Origin of the sequence: Pseudoxanthomonas sp. (genome assembly GCF_035999195.1) — a bacterium.
In the GTDB taxonomy this organism is placed as follows: Bacteria; Pseudomonadota; Gammaproteobacteria; order Xanthomonadales; family Xanthomonadaceae; genus Pseudoxanthomonas_A.
In genome coordinates, this window is sequence record NZ_DASYGY010000009.1 from 694,292 (window position 1) to 710,122 (window position 15,831).

Consider the following 15,831-nt stretch of genomic DNA (forward strand, 5'->3'; position numbering starts at 1 on the left):
ACCGCGATGGCAGCCAGTGCGGCGACCCATCGAACCCATATCCGCGCTCATGGACTCCGTTCGCCCCCTTCCCAACCTTCCCCCGCAGGCGGGGGAAGGGGCGGATCAGGAACGCTGATGCCGAGCCTTCCCACCCACTATCGCGCTGCGGTGCTTGTGCGACGTCATGCGGTCCGCACGCCGGCGCTTGTGATGATTGAGGGCCGGCCACCCGGAACGGCTCCCTCCCCCGTTCACGGGGGAGGGTTGGGGTGGGGGGATGCCGAAGCCGACCGCCCTCGGCAACCGCGATGGCAGCCAGTGCGGCGACCCATCGAACGCATACCCGCGCTCATGGACTCCGCTCGCCCCCATCCCCGTCTTCCCCCGCAGGCGGTGGAAGGGGCAGATCGGGAACGCTGATGCCGAACCTTCCCACCCACTATCGCGCTGCGGTGCTGATGCTGGGCAGCACTGTCCTGTTCGCGCTGATGGTGGTGGCGATCCGGCTGGCGTCGGCGACCCTGCACACGTTCGAGATCGCGTTCTTCCGCAACTTCTTCGGTCTGCTGGCGGCGGCGCCGTTGATCCTGCGCCATGGTCCGGGCTTCCTGAAGACCACGCAGTTCCCGCGTTACCTGTTCCGCTGCGTCATCGGCATCTGTTCGATGCTGGCCGGCTTCTGGGCCATCGGCCACCTGCCGCTGGCGCAGGCGGTGTCGCTGTCGTATTCCACGCCGCTGTTCGTCACCCTGGCCGCCGCGGCGCTGCTCAACGAACAGGTGCGCGCACGTCGCTGGACGGCGGTGGCGCTGGGCTTCGTGGGCGTGTTGATCATCGTGCGGCCGGGTACGGCGCAGTTCACCGTCGACGCGATGGTCGCGGTGCTGGCGGCGGTGATGAGCGCGCTGGTGGCCATCCAGATCAAGCAGCTGTCCCACACCGAACCGGCCGATCGCATCGTCATCTACACCACGCTGCTGTGGGTGCCGATGTCGCTGGTGCCGGCGCTGGCGGTGTGGGAATGGCCGCAGGGCATCACCTGGGTCTGGGTCATCGCGTCGGGGGTGCTGGGCACCGGCGGTCACATGCTGTGGACGCGGGCGCTGAAGCTGGGCGAAGTGTCGGCGCTGACGCCGATCAGCTTCATGCAATTGCCGGTGGTGGCGATCTTCGGCTGGCTGCTGTTCGACGAGACGCTGGACCGGTGGACGCTGCTCGGGGCCGGCATCATTTTCGGGGCCAATGCCTACATCGCGCACCGCGAGGCGGTGCTGTCCCGGCGTGCGGCGTCGGAGGCCTCGAGCGCAGGCGCCAAGCCGGGCGAATGAGCGCTGCGCGTGATCAACCGCGCCGGGTCTGCTTGCCCGGGCGCCTGCCTTCACGGTAACGCTTCGCCAGCTCGGCGTCGGCGTCATCCAGGGTCTTCGGATCGGCCGCGAGCAACGGCGCGATGTACTGGCGGTACAGGGGCTCCGCGTCGGCCGGCCGGCCCAGTTCGCGGTAGGTGTCGATCAGGTTCCATGCGGCGGTGCGTGTTTCCACGTGCGTCTCGCCGAGCGCACGCAGGCGCAGGTCGAACAGGCGCCGGTACTCGGCCAGCGCGTCCGGTACGCGGCCGAGCACCCGCAACGCCTCGGCGCGGATGACCATGGTGGCCTGTGCCTGCGGATGCTTCTCGCCCAGCGTCTTCAACGCCAGCGGCTGCACGTCGCCCAGCAGGCGCAGCGAGGCTTCCGCCTGCCCTGCGTTGAGCAGCGTGCCGGCGTGGTTGACCAGGATGGACAGGGTGTCCGGATGGCCCGCGCCGAGCGCGCGGGTGCGCGCGGTGATGACCTGCTCTTCCAGCGGCAATGCCGCGGCGTAATCCTCGAGCCGCGCGTGGGCCGTGGCCAGGTTCAGCCGCGTACGGACGGTCTGCGGATGGTCGCGGCCGAGCACGCGTTCGCGCGCCGCCAGCACGTCCTGCAGCATCGGAAGCGCGGCTTTCACCGATGCCTCGTCGGCGCCGTCGATCATCATCGTCGCCAGCGTGCTGCGCGCCTGCAGCGCGACCGGGTGTTCGCTGCCCAGCTTGCGCACGTAGCGGTCGGTCAGGTCGCGCTGCAGGGAGATCGCGGCCGCTTTCTCGCGGTTCATGATGCGCAGCACCGCTAGGTTGCCCATGGCCGACAGCGTGTCCTCGTGGTCGGGCCCCAGTGTGGCGGTGCGCAGTGCGACCACCTTCTCCATGTTGGCGCGCGCTTCCGGCAGTTCGCCGAGGTTGCGCTGCACGGCGGCCAGGTTGTTGGTCGCTTCGAGCGTGGCCGGATCCCGCTCGCCGGCGCTGGCCAGCAAGCGCGCCTGCACGGCTTCGATCACGCCCTTCGCGCGCGGCCGGTCGCCGCGGGCCGAGATCACCTGCGCCTGCGCCAGTTCCAGCTTCACCCGCACGCGGTCGTTGTCCGGCAGCGCGAACGCGCGCGGCAGCGCCTTCTGCAACGCGGCCTCGGCCTGGTCGATGTGCGCGCCCTCCAGCAGCGCCTGCACCTGGTCGTTGCGCGCACGCAGGGTGTCCTGCGCGCCTTCGCCGAGCACGCGGCTGCGGTAATCGGCCACCTGCGCGAAATGCGCAGCGGCCTTGTCGTAGAGGCCGATGGCGGCATACACGTGGCCGACAGACTCGCGCAGGCTGGCGGCCACGTCGGGCTGATCGGCGAAATCGCGTGCGATGGCCTCCTCTGCGTTCGCCAGCAACTGGCGGTCGACCAGGTCGCGCGCCAGGTCGCCGGTGCTGGTCTTGGCCAGGGTGGCGCCGAACGCGCCGGCCGCCGACGGGTCGACGCTGCTCACCTGGCGCACCAGCCCTTCCGACAGGCCCACGCCCATGGTCTCGATGTCGATGCCCTCCAGCATCGACTGCTGGAACGCCGCCACCTTCTCCAGTTCGGCACTGCGCGCCTCGGCCAGGCTGCGTTGCGTGCGCGCCTGCTGCAGGCCGTACAGCGACAGGCCCAGGCCGCCCAGCAACGCCAGCAAGGCGACGCCGGCCGCGAAGGCACCGGCGCGATGGCGACGCAGGAATTTGCGCCACGCATAGCGACGGCTCGGCGGCACCGCCGTCACCACGCGACCATCGAGATAGCGCTGCAGATCATCGGCGAGCGCGGCGACGGACCCGTAGCGGGCATCGCGATCGTGCTGCATCGCCTTCAGCACGATCCAGTCCAGGTCGCCCCGCAACCGGTCGCGCATGCGCGCCAGCGACAGGCCGCGCTCCAGCGCCATCTGTTCCGCCTGGTCCATGGGCAGCGCGGCCAGGCGCGACGACGGCGCCACCGCGGTCGGCGTCTCCGCGGCCCAGGTTTCGCCCACCGCATCCGGACGCACCCCGGTCACCAGTTCGCACAGCACCACGCCGAGGGAATAGACATCGCTGCGCGTGTCCACCTGGGTGGCGTCGCCCTGTGCCTGCTCGGGGCTCATGTACTCGGGCGTGCCCGCGCGCTCCAGCGCGGCGTCGCCGGCCAGCGAGGCGGCCATGGCGATGCCGAAGTCGATGATCTTGGGTGCAGGCCGGCCATCGAGCGTGTCGACCAGCAGGTTGCCGGGCTTCAGGTCCCGGTGCACCACGCCCTTGTGGTGCGCGTGCTGCACGCCCTCGCAGACGCGGATGAACAACGCCACGCGTGCGTCCAGCGACAGGCGCTGGTCGCGGCAGTAGCGCGTGATGGGGCTGCCGTCGATCAGCTCCATCGCGAAGAACGGATAGCCCTCCTCCGTGGTGCCGGCGTCGTAGATCTGGGCGATGGCGGGATGGCGCATCTGCGCCAGCACCTGCCGTTCCACCTCGAACCAGGCCAGGTGGCGCGCCTGCAGGCGCTGGACCCGCATCAGCTTGAGCGCCACGTCGCGGCGCACCGGCTCCAGCTGGGCGGCGCGATAGACCTCGCCCATGCCGCCCCGCCCCAGCAGACCCTCGATCCGGTAACGGCCCAGCCGCGCGCCGGGCGCGAGCGTGCCGTCCGGCGCCGTGGGCGCGTCCTGCAGGCGCGTGGCCAGGCTCTCGGTGGGTGCGAGGTCGTCGTACGGATGCGATGTCATGCCACTGTCCCCGGTGCGCCCGGCCATGGTAGCGGAAGCGTGAGTTGACCGACCGATCCGTTACACTCGGGCCCGCACCTGCCAGTCGCCTTCGCATGTCCCGGGATTCCCACGATCCACCCACCACGCAACGGACCGTCCTGAGCGACGGCCCGCGACCGGCGTCGCACCGGTCGGCGTGCGTGGTGGTGATCCACGGCGAGGGCCTGGGCCGGCGCGCGGACATCGATACCGCACGGGTCCGCGTGGGCCGGTCGCAGGAAGCCGACCTGCACATCCCGCACAACAGCGTCTCGCGCCTGCACTGCGAGATCTGGCGCGACGGCGACAGCTACCGCGTCCGCGACCTGGGCGCCACCAACGCCACCCGCGTCAACGACGCGCCGGTGAGCGAAGCCGCCCTCGCCGACGGCGACCACATCACGCTCGGCGAGAGCATCCTGAAGTTCATCAGCCACAGCAGCGTGGAAGCGAGCTATCACGAGGAGATCTACCAGCTCGCCACCCACGATGCGCTGACCGAGATGTACAACCGCCGGCACTTCATCGAGTCCGTCGAGAAGGAAATCGCGCGTGCCATGCGCCACCAGCGCGAACTGACCATGTGCATCATCGACGTGGACCTGTTCAAGCCGATCAACGACCGCTACGGCCATATCTCCGGCGACCACGTGCTGAAGCAGATCGCCGGACTGGTACGCCGGCACGTGCGCAACGACGATACCGCCGCGCGGATCGGCGGCGAGGAGTTCGCCGTGTTGCTGCCCGAGTGCGGGCCCGAGGCCGCCTATGGCTTCGCCGAGCGCCTGCGCGAGGCGGTGGAGGCGGTGGTGTTCCGCCCCGGCGGCGAGGCGCAGCGCATCACCGTCAGCATCGGCATCGCCGCGCTGACGCCCGAGCGCGATACCGTCAGCCGCATGATGGCGGCCGCCGACGCCGCGCTGTACCGCGCCAAGAGCGAAGGCCGCAACCGGGTCTGCATCGAACACTGACGGCTCAGCCGGTCAGCGGCTCCACGCCGTATCCCTGCGCGCGCCACGCGTCGATGCCCCCGCGCAGCGGCAGTACGTCGCGGAAGCCGGCCGCGCGCAGCCTGCCCGCCATCCACGCCGCCGACACCTCGTCCGGGCAGGCACAGTAGATGACCACCTTGCCCTCGCGCGGATACGTGGCCAGGATACCGCCCAGCTCGCGCTCGTCGGCGAACACGGCACCCGGGATCACGTACGGGTCCACCTCGCGGAAGCCGGGCGCGCGGATGTCGAACACCACCGGCGACTGTCCGGCCCGGCGCAGCGCCTCAAGTTCCACCGGCTCGATGCGTGCGGACTCCAGCGATCTCAGCAGCGCGCGCCGGCGCCACCAGCGCCACGCGACGTAGGCCGCCAGCGCCAGGCCGATCACCACGCCGGCGCCGGTACCGAGTTGCGACAGGGCGTCGAGCACGGTCTCCACCTGGCGCGAGAAGATCACCCCCAGCCCCAGTCCCAGCGCCGCCCACAACGCCGCGCCCAGTCCGTCGTAGCGCAGGAACAGCGGCAGCCGCGCCTGCATGGCGCCGGCCAGCGGCACGGAGACCATCGACAGGCCGGGAATGAACTTCGCCACCGACAGCACGCGGATGCCGAAGCGGCCATAGAAGCGCTCGGTGCGCTTCATGCAGGTGTCGCGCGACAGCGACAGCCGGCACAGCGACTGCAGCGTGCGGTTGCCGTAGCGGCGACCGGCGAAGAACCACACGCTGTCGCCGATCAGGCTGGCGGCCACCGACACCGCCAGCACGCCGAGCAGCGGCAGCCACATCGCCTCCGGCTGCAGCGCCAGCCCGGCGCCGACCAGGATCAGCGTCGGCATGGCCGGTACCGGCAGGCCCAGCGACAGCGCCAGGACGTTGGCGAACACCAGCAGCACGCCATATTGGTCCACCACGTCCTGCATCGCGATCCCCGTCGCAGCGGCCGCACAGCGCGGCGAGCGGGCATGTTCGATCCATGTCCGCGCGACGGCAAGGCGCCGGTCCGCAACAATGCGTTGCCCGGTCGCATTGGCGCACGCCTGTACCAGATCGCGCGTGCGTGCTGCGACGCGGGATCGCTCCGTTTACCTGGGTACCCGCAGCGCCCGGGACGGGGGGCATCGCGGCCAATACCGGGGGCGAAGGCAGCCAAAGCGGGCGCCATCACGCGCACTTAATCCCTGCGCGCGACCGAGCCACGACCATCCGCCTTCGTACGGTGGCCGCCCCCACGGGTGCCGCACGCCCAGGCAGTCCATCCCGTTGAACGTCCCGCCTGACTCTCGCCGGAGGATCCGATCATGGTTGCACCCGTACGTGCCCCTCGCCTGCCGCTCGCCCTCGCCGCCGCAGCCTTCACGCTCGCCGTCGCCGCCCCGCTGAAAGCGGAGGAAGGCGATTACAGTTTCTGGCAGACCCTGGTGAACCTGGTGTCGCCACCCAAGGCGGACAACAAGGTCACGCCCGCGCAGCGCACCGGCCACTATCCGCTGCTGTCCAATCCGTCCGGCTTCAACGACGGCTTCCAGCCGGGCCGCTACGACGCGTGGCAGACCATCCAGCTGGCGCCCTCGACCGGCGCGGTGTGCGGCGACGGCTCGCCGTTCAAGTTCTTCGTCAACCGCGTGGCCGACACGCGCAACACCATCATCTACATGGAAGGCGGCGGCGCCTGCTGGGACTACGCCAGTTGCAGCGGCCAGAGCGGCATCCGCGGCGCGCGCAACCCGAACGGCATTCCCGACGACTACATGAGCCTGCTCAATCCGGGCGCGAGCCTGGTCAGCCCGTTCGTCACCCGCGTCAGTCCGTTCGAGTCGGTCAAGACGCAGGGCTGGAACATGGTCTACGTGCCCTACTGCACCGGCGACATCTACAGCGGCGACAAGGTGGCGGTGTACGAGGATCCGAGCGGCCAGAACGCACCGCTGGTCTGGCACCACAACGGCACGCGCAACGTGCGCGCGGTGGTGAGCTGGCTGAAGGACAACCTGCCGCGGCCCACGCAGATGCTGTCCACCGGCTGCAGCGCCGGCGGCGCGGGCAGCCTGACCAGCTACCACCCGCTGCGGCGCGACCTGGCGCCCACGCGCAGCTTCCTGATCGATGACTCCGGCCCGATCTTCCCCACGCCGAAGAACGGCAATCCGGTCGAGTATCCCTCGCAGCCGCTGATGGCGCTGATCCGCAGCGCCTGGGGCCTGGACCAGCCGAACGGTCCCCTGCCCTACCTCGCCAGCGGCCTGCCGCAGTTCGACCTCGACGAACTCGGCAGCCTGTATCCGGCGCTGTCCAGCAAGTATGCGAACGACCGCCTCGGCCACACGCACTTCTGGAAGGACCTCAACTACTCCTCGTACTCGTACGAGCGCTTCTATCCCGACATCGCCAACGCACCGGACCAGGCGACGAAGGAAGCCCGCATCCATGCCCGCTGGAACACCGACACCGCGCGCCTGCGCGACCGCCTGAACGGGTTGAACAACGTCGGCGGCTACTTCCCGCAGTACCGCGCGCTCAACGAGAGCCATTGCACCACCATCGTCGACTTCAAGAATGCCGACGTGCAGGCGCAGAACCTGGAACTGAAGCACTTCATCGACAGCGTGCTCGACGGCCAGGGCAAGGTGCTCGATGCCAGCGAGCAGGACGACATGGCCGACAAGGCCAAGCCGTTCAACCTGCTGTACTGGCTGGTGGACCAGTTGCTGGGGTGAGGTCCAGGTCCGGGGCCGTCGTGCTTCGACGGTCCCGGCATACACGGGGTTCTGCATGAAGAAATGGCTGACGCTGCTGGTGCCCTGCGTGGTGCTCGTCGCCGCCATCGTCTGGTGGACGCGCGACGAGCCCGGCAGGCCCATCGCACCGTCATCGTCGATGGACGCCGCGGATACCGTGTCCTCGCCCCTGGCGTCCCTGCAGGCCACGCCACAGGCGCGGCAGCACCGCGAACGCCAGCGCTTCGAGGCGGATGCGAAGGACTTCTTCGCCCGTGCCGCCTCGCTGCGCGCCGTCGAGCGCAGCGAACGCGCCGAAGCGCTGACGCGCCAGATCGATCGGTACGAAGCCGAAGGCGGCCTGTCCGCCGGCGAAGCCGTGCTGCTGCGGACCGCGCTGGTCAAGGCGACCGTGGACGACCCGGCGCAGCAAGCGGCGGAGGTGGCCGTGATCGCCGACCGCTATCGCGCACACGCCGACCGGCGCATGGCCGCCTTCGCCGCGCAGCAGGCGAACGATCCCCGCTTCCAGGCCTACAAGACGCGCGAGGCGCAGGTGGTGGCCGAAGTGATGGCGATGACGTCGGTGCCGGCCGGCCTCACCCGCGATCAGTACCTGCGCCAGCGACTGCAGGAAGAACGCGAGCGGGCGTACGCGCCGTGAAGGCCCGAAGCATCATGGGAAAGATGTGGGAGCGACGTAAGTCGCGATAGAGCACCCGTAGAGCCTCATCGCGACTGACGTCGCTCCCACAGGAACCCTAGCCTTTCACCTGCCACGGCCGCTCGCGGATGCGGAACAGCACCAGGTACACGCCCGATACCCACGCGATGCCCGCCGCGAAACCGCCCAGGATGTCGGACGGATAGTGCACCCCCAGGTAGATGCGCGAGGCGCCCACCAGCAGCGCGAACAGCGTGGCCAGTACCACCGCCAGCCAGCGCCAGCGTGTATGCCAGCACAGCAGCGCCACCACCATCGCCAGCGTCGCCGAGCCCATCGCATGGCCGCTGGGGAAGCTGAAGGTGTGCTCGGGCGCGATCGATTCCCACAGCGTGGGCCGGTCGCGCTGGAAGAACTGCTTGGTCGCCATGTTGAGCAGCGCCGAGCCGGCGAACGACACGCCGGCGAAGGTCGCCTCGCGCCAGCGACGCGCGACCAGCAGGGCAGCCGTCAGCGCGATGTCGACCGGCACCACGCCCCACTGGTAGCCGAGCGCCGACACCACCACGAAGAAGCGGTCCAGGGTCGGGCCGGACAGCGCATGCGCCTGCCAGAGCAAGGCATCGTCGAAGTAGAAGTCTTCCAGCTCATGGACTTCGTCCGCCAGTTCGACGAACAGCCACAACGGTGCCAGCAGGCACAGGAACAGCAGGACCAGCCGCCCGCCATGTTCGCGGAACAGGCCGGCGATGAAGCGCCGGCCGTTCGCCAGCGTGTCAGCCGCCCGCACGCGCGTACTTCGCCTCGACGTAGTCGTCGATCAGCGCGACGAACTCCTGCGCGATGTTGTCGCCGCGCAGCGTCACCTTCTTCTCGCCATCGACGAACACCGGTGCCGCCGGTGCCTCGCCCGTGCCCGGCAGCGAGATGCCGATGTTGGCGTGACGCGATTCGCCGGGACCGTTGACCACGCAGCCCATCACCGCCAGCGTCATGTTCTCGGCGCCGGGATGGGTGACCTTCCACTCGGGCATCTTGCCGCGCACGTGTTCCTGCACGACCTTGGCCAGTTCCTGGAAGAACTCGGACGTGGTGCGGCCGCAGCCCGGGCAGGCGGTGACCATCGGCGTGAACGCGCGCAGGCCGGTGGTCTGCAGCAGTTCCTGCGCGACGATCACTTCCTGGGTGCGCGACTGCCCCGGCTCCGGCGTCAGCGAGATGCGAATGGTGTCGCCGATGCCTTCCTGCAGCAGCACCGCCAGCGCGGCGCTCGACGCCACGATGCCCTTGCTGCCGATGCCGGCCTCGGTCAGGCCCAGGTGTAGGGCGAAGTCGGTACGGCTGGCCATGTCGCGGTAGACCGCGATCAGTTCCTGCACGCCGCTGACCTTGGCCGACAGCACGATGCGGTCGCGCGGCAGGCCGAGTTCGACGGCGCGCTCGCCGGAATCCACCGCCGAGCGGATCAGCGCCTCGCGCAGCACGCGCCCGGCGTCCCACGGCGTCTCGCGCGCGTGGTTCTCGTCCATCAGCTGCGCCGCCAGCGCCTGGTCCAGCGAGCCCCAGTTGGCGCCGATCCGCACCGGCTTGCCGTAGCGGATGGCGAACTCGATCAGCTGGGCGAACTGGGTGTCCTTCTTCTTGCCGAAGCCCACGTTGCCCGGGTTGATGCGGTACTTGGCCAGCGCCTCGGCACAGGCCGGCTCGCCCGCCAGCAGCTGGTGGCCGTTGTAGTGGAAGTCACCGATCAGCGGCACCGAGATGCCCATCATCTCCAGCTTCTCGCGGATGCGCGGGATGGCGGCGGCGGACTCGGGATTGTTGACGGTCAGGCGGACCATTTCCGAACCGGCGCGCCAGAGATCGGCCACCTGCTTCACGCTGCCGGCGATGTCGGCGGTGTCGGTGTTGGTCATCGACTGCACCACCACCGGACGGCCGCCGCCGACGATGGTGTTGCCGATCTGGACGGCCTGGGTGATGCGGCGCGGCCAGGGCGCGGCGTCGGTGGGGGGCGTGGGGCGGGTGACGGCGTCGTGCATGGCGGCATTGTAGCGTGGGCCACCGGCCGGCCCCGTGCACGCCCCTGCGACGCCATGCCGCAGGCCCGCCGCGCACGCTTGCACTAGCATGTGACCATGCCCAATACCCTGCTCACCCTGTCGCCGTCGTTCCTGCGCACGCTGTGCAACCTGCGCTGGGTGGCGATCGTGGGCCAGGCGGTGACCGTGCTGGTGGCGCTCGGCCCGCTCGGCATCGACCTGCCGCGCTGGCCGCTGTGGGGCGGGATCGGCGCGCTGGCGCTGTTCAATGTCTACGCCACCTGGCGCAGCCACCGGCCCGGCGAAGAAACCGCCGCCGAAGCCTTCGCCCACATGCTGGTCGACGTGGCCGTGCTGTCCTGGCTGGTGTCGTGGAGCGGCGGCATCGGCAATCCGTTCAGCTCGATGTTCCTGCTGCTGATCGCGGTCTCGGCGCTGGCGCTGCCGTTGCGCTGGGTGATCGCCACCGGCGTGGCCTGCCTGCTGGGCTATGTGCTGACCGCCATCTTCGGCCGCCCACTGCCGCACCTGCACGACGACGCCTTCAACGTGCACCTTTGGGGCATGGGCGTGAACTTCGTGCTGTCGGCGGCCGTGGTGCTGTACTTCTCCACGCGCCTGGTCGCCGCGCTGCGCCTGCGCGAACAGGAACTGGCCCGCCTGCGCGAGCGCTTCGCGCGCAACGAAGGCATCGTGGCGCTGGCCACCCACGCCGCGGCCGTCGCGCACGAACTGAACACCCCGCTGGCGACGATGACGCTGTTGACCGAGGACATCCGCGAGCACGCGGCCGAACCCGAGATCCGCGAGGACGCCGGCACCCTGCGCCAGTTGATCGACGTCTGCCGCGACCGCGTACGCGCGCTCGCCGCATCGGCCGACATGGGCGTGCGGCAGCGGGTGGACCTGGACGACGTGGTGCAGCGCTGGCAGCTGATCCGTCCCACCGTGGAACTGCAGCGCACCGGCGCGCTGCCGCCGTGGCTGGCGACCGATGCCTCCACCGGCCACCTGCTGCAGGCCCTGCTGAACAATGCGGCCGACGCCAGCCGCCAGGCCGGCTCGCAGCGTGTGGACCTGGACCTGCGCTGCGAAGACGACGAACTGGTCGGCACCGTGCGCGATTACGGCAACGGTTTCCACGAAGCCCTGCCGTTCCAGTCCGAACAACTCTTCCGCACCAGCAAGCCCGAAGGCATGGGCGTGGGGCTGGCGCTTTCGCACGCCACCATCGAACGGCTGGGCGGGCGCATGACCATGCGCGCCGTGCCGCCGAAGGGCGTGCAGGTGCAGTTCCGCCTGCCGATGGCGGCGCACGACGAAACTTCCTGATGAGAGGCATCCGATGAAAGGCCTGCTGGTCGACGACGACGAACTGTATGCGCGCACGCTGCAGCGCAGCCTGGCGCGCAAGGGCATCGAGACCGAGATCGCGCTGGACGCCGCCAGCGCGCTGGCGAAGGCGCGCGAGTACCGGCCCGACTTCGCCCTGGTCGATCTGAAGCTGGGCGCCGACTCGGGACTGAGCCTGATCGAACCGCTGCGCGCACTGCGTGCCGACATGCGGATCCTGCTGGTGACCGGGTATGCGAGCGTGGCCACGGCGGTGGAATCGATCAAGCGCGGCGCGGACGATTACCTGCCCAAGCCCGCCACCGTGCCGACCATCCTCCGCGCCCTGGGCCTGGAGGCACCGCTGGCGCCCACCGACGACGCCGACACCACGGAAGACACCATGACGCCGCTCAGCCGGCTGGAGTGGGAGCACATCCAGCAGGCGCTGGCGGAGACCGAAGGCAACATCTCCGCCGCCGCACGCCTGCTGGGCATGCACCGGCGTTCGCTGCAGCGCAAGCTGGCCAAGCGCCCCGGGCCGGAGCGGCGCTGGATCGACGAGTAAGCGTCAGCGCGCGGGATCGCGGTCGGCATCGGCCGCCGACCCGATGCCCATCCCCGCACCGGCGCCCATGCCGGCACCGCCCGCACCGCCGCCACCGCCCTGGCGTCCCTCGCCTTTCGCCCCCTCGCCCTTGCCCTTGGAGGCGACCGGCCGCGCCGGCCCCTGGCGGGGAATCGGCAGCGACGACGGAACCGGTTCGAGGTCCAGCACGCTGCGGATGAAATCGCGCAGCGACACCACCAGCGCATCGGTATGGATGGGACGACCCGCCGCCAGGTCGGCGGCGGCCTGCGCGGCCAGCCGTACCTGCTCGTCGGTGCCCAGCAGGATGATGTCCGACAGGGCGGCCTCGACCGCATCGCGGATACGCCGGGCACGGTCGCTGCCCTCGTCGAAGGCGTCGTCGCCGGCTTCGCGCGCCTGTGCCCGCAACTCGCGCAGGTGGCGCGGATCGACCTCCAGCGCACCCGTGAACGAGCCACCCAGCACCTTGTAGGCGGCGATCAGCGTACGCAGGCGCTCGTTGATCTGGCGGTTCTCGCGCGCCCGCCGCTCCTGCACCGTCTGCATCACCAGCAGGCGGATGCCGACGCCGATCACCGTGATCAGCGCCAGCCCCGCCAGCGTGGTCAGCAGGCCCTGCCATGAACTGAAATCGAGACCGCGCATGGCAGGAGTCCTTCGGATGTCCGGCCGCTACCTTACCGAACTCCATGCCATCGCCGCATGCCGCATCAGAGCATCTTGCGCAGCACGAGCTCCCAGCTGCGTGGATCGCCGAGATAGGCCATCGTGCTGCCCAGCGCGTACACCACATGGGTGCGGTCGCCGAGGTTGCGGCCACGCAGGGTCAGTTCCGTGCTGGCGTTCCACTTGAAGCCCACGTGTGCGCCCCAAGTGGCGTAGCCCGCCGTCGCCAGCGTGTTGGCGGCGTTGGCGTAGCGCGACGACACGCCGCGCACGTCCATGCCGGCAGACCAGCGTGGCGTGAAGGCGTAGTCCACCCACAGGTTGCCCACGCGCGAGGGCGTGTTGGTGGGCCGGTTGCCCGCGCGCGACACCGGGAAGCCGCCGACGTTCTCGTAGAAGTCGTCCAGCGTCGCATCGACCCAGGCCAGATTGCCTTCGACGCTCAACGCCTCCAGCGGACGCCAGCCGAACGTCGCTTCGATACCGCGGGACGACTGCTGACCGACCGGCAGCGTCTGTCCGGGGTTGGCCGGATCGGTGATGGCGAGGTTGCGGCGCACGATGCGGTATGCCGCCAGCGTCGCGAAGTTACGTGCATCGCGCGACTGGAACTTCGCGCCGACCTCGCCCTGGCGACCCGTGGTCAGGTCGAAGTCGCGGAGCGTCGCGAAGTTCGCGGTGCTGAGGATCCCTGCCGGCGGATCGGCGGCGGTGCTGTACTGCGCGTAGACGCTGGCCTGCGGGGTGATGGCCCAGTTCAGCGCGACACGTCCGGTGGTGGGCGAGTATTCGCGCTCGAATCGGGCGGGATTGGCGGCGCTCACCGCGCGATGGTTCACCACGTCCAGCACGATGCGGTCATGGCGCAGGCCGGTCAGCAGCGACAGTGACGGCGTCAGTTCGGTCAGGTTCTCGGCGTAGACGGCCTGCGTGTGCAGCCGGTTGTTGCGGTCGGGCGTGTAGACGATCGCGGTGCCGGGCACGTCCAGGAAGCGGCCCGGCGTGACGGCGTCGATCGGTACCGTGTCCACGGTGGCCGAAAGCGACAACGGGAAACGCGTCTGCCGGTTGTAGCTGGCATCCAGGCCCGTGGCCCACCGCGTGGGCAGGCCGAACAGCGTGCCGTCATGGCTCCATTCCAGGCGGTTGCCGTAGACCTGCTGGTCGTGCCGCTGCAGCAGCGTGCCCGAACGGATCACGCCGTCGTTGCCGGCGGTCAGGCGATAGCTCTCGACGTTGCGGTAATCCCGCAGCGCGTCGTAGCGGTAGACCGTGTTGCGCACGGTGTCGTGCTCACCCGGCGTCCATTCCAGCAGCGACCGTGCCCAGCGCACGTCCTGTCCGTAGTAGCCGTCGGCGACGTTGTAGTTGCGGCCGATGGTCTGCGGCAGCACCGACAGGCGACCGGTCGCTGGCTGGCGCACCGGCGTGCCCCAATACGGACGATGGTTGTCCTCCTGCTGGACCTCCACCGCCAGGGTGTGGCGCAGCGTGGGCGCCAGTTGCACCAGCCAAGAGGCCGCCAGCGTGGAGCCCTCGCGCTCCTGACCGTCGATCCAGCTCTCGCCATCGCGCGCGCTCGCATCCACGCGAACGGCCTGGCGCGCCTCGTCGCCGCCGATGCGCAGGTTGGCCCCCATCGCCAGCGTGCCGTCGCGGAACGAACCCCACGACGCCTGCACGGCGGCTTCGTCGCGGTCCAGTCGCGCCAACCGGATGACGTAGTTGATCGTGCCGCCGACCGCACCGGCGCCATACAGGAAGCTCGACGGCCCGCCGATCGCTTCCACCCGCTCGTACTGCCAGGCATCCACCGGGCGCGCGGCGATGCTGGCGTACTGCACGTCGATGCCGTTGAACAGCTGGGTGATCTGGCTGCCGGAGAAGCCGCGGTAGGTCACCGCATTGCCGTTGCCCGGCGGCGACGCGACGGTGAGGCCGGGAATGCCGGCCAGCGCTTCCTGCGTGGTGCGTACGCCACGCGCATCGAGCGCATCGCGGTCGATGACGGTGACCGACGCCGGGGTTTCCATCAGGGTCAGCGACAGGCGGGTACCGGTGCCGGCGAGTTGCTCGAGGCCGGCCCGGTGGCCCTTGACCTCGACCGTGTCGAGCTGGGTGGCGCGGGAGCCTTCGGGCAACGCGACGGGGTCCGCCGCGAAGGCGAACGACGGAAAGGACAGGGCTGCGGCAACGGCCACGGACAGGCAGGACGCACGCGGCGTCGCCCGGAAAGACAGGAACATGGACACTCCAAAGCACAAGGACGCGGCGCACGGGCCGCAAGGTCGTCAGTCAGGGGTCTTGTGATTCAGAGCAGGACGGGCGGCCCTTGTCCGCCAAGGCCGCGCAGGCGCAGTCGCTCCACGCGTGGAAGCGCCGGCCGTCCCACGGGGAGGCCGCCCGAGACGCGCGGGAACAGCAGCGCGATGCAGAGCAGCAGCAACGGCAATGCCGCGGACAGCGTGCAGTACGCGCAGTCGGCACCCATCGTCATGCCGGCGGGGGACGGCACCTTGCCGAAAGGGGCCTTGGCGACCGGCGATTCGGTCCGCGTATCGACCCACTTGATGCCATCGGTCGTACACAGCTCGGTCCAGCCGGCCAGCACCTGCGATCCCGTGGCGGTCACCCACCGCGTCACCGACGGCGCAAGGGCCATCAGCAGCGCGGCCAGCAAGGCGAGCTGCAGCATCGGTCGGAGGAAGGCATGCGAACGGATCACCGCGTGATTTTAAGCG

Annotated in this window: 13 protein-coding genes; 6 read left to right on the forward strand and 7 right to left on the reverse strand. The window is 69.9% G+C overall.

Features of this window, described 5'->3' with window-relative positions; translation table 11 throughout:
* Positions 1 to 401: 401 nt before the first annotated feature.
* Complete coding sequence (locus VGN58_RS10405; RefSeq protein WP_327483171.1) at positions 402 to 1,310, forward strand: DMT family transporter; 909 nt, start codon at positions 402 to 404, stop codon at positions 1,308 to 1,310.
* A gap of 13 nt (positions 1,311 to 1,323) precedes the next feature.
* Here the strand turns inward: VGN58_RS10405 and VGN58_RS10410 are convergent, their stop codons facing one another.
* Positions 1,324 to 4,062, reverse strand: a complete 2,739-nt coding sequence (locus VGN58_RS10410) for a serine/threonine-protein kinase (RefSeq protein WP_327483172.1) — start codon at positions 4,060 to 4,062, stop codon at positions 1,324 to 1,326.
* A gap of 95 nt (positions 4,063 to 4,157) precedes the next feature.
* Between VGN58_RS10410 and VGN58_RS10415 the strand changes: the two genes are divergently transcribed.
* Complete coding sequence (locus VGN58_RS10415; RefSeq protein WP_327483173.1) at positions 4,158 to 5,054, forward strand: GGDEF domain-containing protein; 897 nt, start codon at positions 4,158 to 4,160, stop codon at positions 5,052 to 5,054.
* Between the two features lie 4 nt (positions 5,055 to 5,058).
* Here VGN58_RS10415 and VGN58_RS10420 read toward each other — a convergent pair whose 3' ends face one another.
* On the reverse strand, positions 5,059 to 6,000 hold the full coding sequence (locus tag VGN58_RS10420) for a DedA family protein/thiosulfate sulfurtransferase GlpE (protein ID WP_327483174.1): 942 nt from the start codon (positions 5,998 to 6,000) through the stop codon (positions 5,059 to 5,061).
* A gap of 378 nt (positions 6,001 to 6,378) precedes the next feature.
* Between VGN58_RS10420 and VGN58_RS10425 the strand changes: the two genes are divergently transcribed.
* Entirely contained in the window at positions 6,379 to 7,794 is a 1,416-nt protein-coding gene (locus tag VGN58_RS10425; RefSeq protein WP_327483175.1) for a pectin acetylesterase-family hydrolase, read from the forward strand.
* A gap of 55 nt (positions 7,795 to 7,849) precedes the next feature.
* Positions 7,850 to 8,458 carry a hypothetical protein gene (locus VGN58_RS10430; RefSeq protein ID WP_327483176.1) on the forward strand — a complete coding sequence of 203 codons (609 nt, stop codon included), beginning with the start codon at positions 7,850 to 7,852 and terminating at the stop codon, positions 8,456 to 8,458.
* A 97-nt stretch (positions 8,459 to 8,555) separates the two neighbouring features.
* Here the strand turns inward: VGN58_RS10430 and VGN58_RS10435 are convergent, their stop codons facing one another.
* Together VGN58_RS10435 and ispG are read right to left on the reverse strand one after the other, a co-directional pair.
* Complete coding sequence (locus tag VGN58_RS10435; RefSeq protein WP_327484627.1) at positions 8,556 to 9,230, reverse strand: phosphatase PAP2 family protein; 675 nt, start codon at positions 9,228 to 9,230, stop codon at positions 8,556 to 8,558.
* 4 nt (positions 9,231 to 9,234) lie between these two features.
* Positions 9,235 to 10,500: a flavodoxin-dependent (E)-4-hydroxy-3-methylbut-2-enyl-diphosphate synthase gene (gene ispG / locus VGN58_RS10440; protein WP_327483177.1), complete on the reverse strand. Its 1,266-nt coding sequence runs from the start codon at positions 10,498 to 10,500 to the stop codon at positions 9,235 to 9,237.
* A gap of 96 nt (positions 10,501 to 10,596) precedes the next feature.
* Here ispG and VGN58_RS10445 point away from each other — a divergent pair, with 96 nt between their 5' ends.
* Together VGN58_RS10445 and VGN58_RS10450 are read left to right on the forward strand one after the other, a co-directional pair.
* On the forward strand, positions 10,597 to 11,832 hold the full coding sequence (locus VGN58_RS10445; protein WP_327483178.1) for an ATP-binding protein: 1,236 nt from the start codon (positions 10,597 to 10,599) through the stop codon (positions 11,830 to 11,832).
* Between the two features lie 13 nt (positions 11,833 to 11,845).
* The gene (locus tag VGN58_RS10450) at positions 11,846 to 12,400 is read left to right on the forward strand and encodes a response regulator transcription factor (protein WP_327483179.1); all 555 of its coding nucleotides are present in this window, start codon (positions 11,846 to 11,848) and stop codon (positions 12,398 to 12,400) included.
* A gap of 3 nt (positions 12,401 to 12,403) precedes the next feature.
* On the opposite strand, the gene VGN58_RS10455 is transcribed toward VGN58_RS10450, so the two are convergent.
* The 3 genes from VGN58_RS10455 to VGN58_RS10465 all read right to left on the reverse strand — a co-directional run bounded on the left by VGN58_RS10455 (position 12,404) and on the right by VGN58_RS10465 (position 15,815).
* Positions 12,404 to 13,069 carry a hypothetical protein gene (locus VGN58_RS10455; RefSeq protein WP_327483180.1) on the reverse strand — a complete coding sequence of 222 codons (666 nt, stop codon included), beginning with the start codon at positions 13,067 to 13,069 and terminating at the stop codon, positions 12,404 to 12,406.
* A 65-nt stretch (positions 13,070 to 13,134) separates the two neighbouring features.
* A complete protein-coding gene (locus VGN58_RS10460) occupies positions 13,135 to 15,336 on the reverse strand; it encodes a TonB-dependent receptor (RefSeq protein WP_327483181.1) in 2,202 nt (733 codons plus the stop codon).
* Positions 15,337 to 15,401: 65 nt separating this feature from the next.
* A complete protein-coding gene (locus tag VGN58_RS10465; RefSeq protein ID WP_327483182.1) occupies positions 15,402 to 15,815 on the reverse strand; it encodes a DUF2946 family protein in 414 nt (137 codons plus the stop codon).
* Between the last annotated feature and the right edge of the window lie 16 nt (positions 15,816 to 15,831).

Coding starts and splice junctions, on each gene's coding strand:
- VGN58_RS10405 (WP_327483171.1), top strand. CDS start 402: ATGCCGAACCTTCCCACCCACTATCGCGCTGCGGTGCTGATGCTGGGC.
- VGN58_RS10410 (WP_327483172.1), bottom strand. CDS start 4,062: ATGACATCGCATCCGTACGACGACCTCGCACCCACCGAGAGCCTGGCC.
- VGN58_RS10415 (WP_327483173.1), top strand. CDS start 4,158: ATGTCCCGGGATTCCCACGATCCACCCACCACGCAACGGACCGTCCTG.
- VGN58_RS10420 (WP_327483174.1), bottom strand. CDS start 6,000: ATGCAGGACGTGGTGGACCAATATGGCGTGCTGCTGGTGTTCGCCAAC.
- VGN58_RS10425 (WP_327483175.1), top strand. CDS start 6,379: ATGGTTGCACCCGTACGTGCCCCTCGCCTGCCGCTCGCCCTCGCCGCC.
- VGN58_RS10430 (WP_327483176.1), top strand. CDS start 7,850: ATGAAGAAATGGCTGACGCTGCTGGTGCCCTGCGTGGTGCTCGTCGCC.
- ispG (WP_327483177.1), bottom strand. CDS start 10,500: ATGCACGACGCCGTCACCCGCCCCACGCCCCCCACCGACGCCGCGCCC.
- VGN58_RS10445 (WP_327483178.1), top strand. CDS start 10,597: ATGCCCAATACCCTGCTCACCCTGTCGCCGTCGTTCCTGCGCACGCTG.
- VGN58_RS10450 (WP_327483179.1), top strand. CDS start 11,846: ATGAAAGGCCTGCTGGTCGACGACGACGAACTGTATGCGCGCACGCTG.
- VGN58_RS10455 (WP_327483180.1), bottom strand. CDS start 13,069: ATGCGCGGTCTCGATTTCAGTTCATGGCAGGGCCTGCTGACCACGCTG.
- VGN58_RS10460 (WP_327483181.1), bottom strand. CDS start 15,336: ATGTTCCTGTCTTTCCGGGCGACGCCGCGTGCGTCCTGCCTGTCCGTG.